The 2685-nt window shown below is 61.7% G+C and carries 3 protein-coding genes; all 3 read right to left on the bottom strand.

Annotated features, from left to right (window positions below):
- Positions 1–75: 75 nt before the first annotated feature.
- A complete protein-coding gene (locus tag ACIQ67_RS20560) occupies positions 76–525 on the bottom strand; it encodes a hypothetical protein (protein ID WP_397536232.1) in 450 nt (149 codons plus the stop codon).
- On the bottom strand, positions 522–1766 hold the full coding sequence (locus ACIQ67_RS20555; RefSeq protein WP_397536231.1) for a tyrosine-type recombinase/integrase: 1245 nt from the start codon (positions 1764–1766) through the stop codon (positions 522–524). Before ACIQ67_RS20555 ends, ACIQ67_RS20560 begins: the two co-directional genes overlap by 4 nt.
- Before the next feature lie 272 nt (positions 1767–2038).
- Positions 2039–2470 (bottom strand): Lrp/AsnC family transcriptional regulator, encoded by a 432-nt coding sequence (locus ACIQ67_RS20550; RefSeq protein WP_397536230.1) that lies wholly within the window; start codon positions 2468–2470, stop codon positions 2039–2041.
- Positions 2471–2685 lie beyond the last annotated feature (215 nt).

Raw genomic sequence — 2685 nt, 5'->3', positions numbered from 1 at the left:
AAACCAGCGGCACGTTGATGCGCAAATGCACCCAAAACCTGCTGCTGACGACGACACCGGCGTCACGAAACCTCTTCAATCGGCACCGAGCACAACCGGCGGTGCTTTGTGCAGAGCTTCCCTAGGCAACTCGGACTTTCTCCACTCCTTGGCGAGCAGCTTCAGGGTCTCATCGGCGATTGCATCTAAGACCGTTCGGCTTGTGGGCCGGCCACGTCTGACTGCGCGGATCCGCTCCACGGTGACCGTTGCAATTCGTCGGCCAATCAACAGTTCGACCTGTCTGCGCCGGCCTAGCTTCATCGGTGACTTGAAGCATGCGCGTATCTTGCTCAGGTCGAAGTCATCCGCAGCGTTGGGCGGTTTAGGGTGGCCGTGGAATTGCCCATCGTGTCGCCAGCCGCGCAAGTGCCAGAGCCAAGCCTGGATGTGGGCATCGTGGTTAACGGCGCCCTGGTGGTCAATCGACGCACCGATGCGCTCAGTGCTGCTATCGGGGGTGGTCGAGTGAGGCTCAGTGCTCATGCCACCTCCTTCGATGCCTTGAGAGCGTAGACCTTGCCAACGGCGGGCGGGGTGGCGATGAAGGCGGACCAGTCGGCCATCATCTTCCGGCGCTTCTCGAACAAATCACCGCGTCGATACGCTGCCTCCGCCTTGTCCTTGATGACATGGGCCAGCGCCATCTCGCAGAGGTCTCGTGGGTAGTTGGTGCGCTCGGCAGACCAGTCGCGGAAGGTGCTGCGGAATCCATGCGGAACAACCGCCAAGCCCATCCGCTTGATGACTGCCTGCATGGTCGCGTCCGACAGTTGCCCGCCTCGGACTGCCGGGAACAACAGGTCGTTGCCCTCGATGCGTGGCAGCGCATTCAGCAACTCAACGGCGGCGGCACTAAGAGGAACGCGGTGTTCCCTACCTGCCTTCATCCGGTTCGCCGGAATCGTCCAGACGGCGCCGTCTATATCGATCTCTGCCCAGGTCGCGCCTCGGACCTCGCCCGACCGTGCGGCGGTCAGGATGGCGAAGTGCAGCGCACGGGCGCCCATGCCCTCGGCCGCAGCCAGGCGCTGCATGAAGGCGTACATCTGGTCTACCGGGAGCGCTGCTCGGTGTTCGACCTTTGCGACCTTGGACGGCTTTGGCAGCAGAGCATCTAAGCCACCGCGCCACCTCGCCGGGTTCAGTCCTTCGGGTCGATACCCTGCTTGCATCGCATAGCTCAGCACAAGCTCAATGCGGCTTCGCACGCGGCTTGCCGTTTCCGTCTTCGTCGTCCAGATTGGGCGCAGTACATCGAGCACGTGCTCCTTCGTGACTTCAGCCACCAGCAGGTCACCCAGCACCGGAAAGGCATAGGCCTCTAGGGTTGACCTCCACTGCGCCCCGTGCTTTTCGTTCTTCCATCCATGCTTGTGTGCCTCGATGTAGGCCAGGGCAACAGCCTTGAAGGTGCGTGCTGTGGACTGCGCAGCCTTCAAGGCAGCTCGTGCGGCGCGCTTATCGGCCACCGGGTCATTGCCTGCCGCGATAGCGTCTCGGGTGTCCTGAGCTTTCTTCCGCGCCTCGGCCAAGCTGACACCAGGGTAGGCGCCTAGGCCAATGTCGCGGCGCTTGGCGCCAACCACGGCACGCAGTACCCAGGAACGAGAACCGCTCGGCGTGATGTGCAAGTGCAGGCCGGCGACCCGACCAACAGCGTAGAACCCAGGGGCGACCAGTCGCCCGACCTCGATGGCTGATAGTTCGGCGGCGAGCTTCGGCATCTTTTGTCCCTACGTTGCAATCCAACATCCGACCCAACATCAAATTTGAGAAGAGATGATATTGGATGTGGCGTATGAGACAAGCGGAAACGGTGGTTCCCTATGGAATGAGCGATCTCTGAGACAAGATGCAGTGTGTTGAATATCGGCGGACGCAGACTCCCTCTCCGCCAATGACAGAGCCACCCTCGCGGTGGCTCTTTTCTTTTCTGCGCATCGGTGATGCAGAACTGGCGAGGCGGGTGAGGGTGGCGCCTTGATTGCGGCAGGCCTCAGAGTTTGTGGGTGGACAGCAAAATGCTCGTTTCGGTGTTCGCAATCCCCTTGAACAAGCGGATGGCGCTCAAGACGCGGTCAAACGCTTCCAGGGATTCAGCCTGCAACTCGGCCACGATGTCCCAGCGCCCGTTGGTGGTGTAGATCGCCGAGACGTTGGGGTGCCCTCGCAAAGACATCAGCACCTCCTGGCTGGTATTGCCTTCGACGGCGATGCTCATCAGGGCGCGGATGCGATGGCTCTCGACCTGGGGCTTGAGGCGCACCGTGTAGCCGACGATGATGCCGTCTCGCTGCAGTCTGGCCATGCGGTTCTGCACGGTGCCGCGAGCCACTTTCAGCTTTGCCGCGAGTGCGGCGACGGTGGCTCGACCGTCCGCCCGCAGCAAGGCGATGAGTTCGCGGTCGGTGTCATCGATCGACGTCATTCTGATCAATAGCGTTGGCGTTTTTTCAGTATAGCCACCGCTTTGCTCAAGCGATGGCGCAGCCTGCCCCGTCGGAGGTGGCGGGGGGTCTTCAAGGCGATCCAGCGCTGATTCGATTGCGGCCTTGGCGCTTGGCTTCGTAGAGCCGGGCGTCTACGGCCGCAATCAGTGCTTCAAGTTGCGTGAAGTGCGCGTTGCTTTCCAGGCCGATGCTC

The organism is Roseateles sp. (genome assembly GCF_044373315.1).
Lineage (GTDB): Bacteria > Pseudomonadota > Gammaproteobacteria > Burkholderiales > Burkholderiaceae_C > JACDQM01.
Note: the sequence above shows the minus strand (reverse complement) of the source record. Positions and strands in the feature narration are given on the sequence as shown.

Coding starts and splice junctions, on each gene's coding strand:
- ACIQ67_RS20555 (WP_397536231.1), bottom strand. CDS start 1,766: ATGCCGAAGCTCGCCGCCGAACTATCAGCCATCGAGGTCGGGCGACTG.
- ACIQ67_RS20550 (WP_397536230.1), bottom strand. CDS start 2,470: ATGACGTCGATCGATGACACCGACCGCGAACTCATCGCCTTGCTGCGG.
- ACIQ67_RS20560 (WP_397536232.1), bottom strand. CDS start 525: ATGAGCACTGAGCCTCACTCGACCACCCCCGATAGCAGCACTGAGCGC.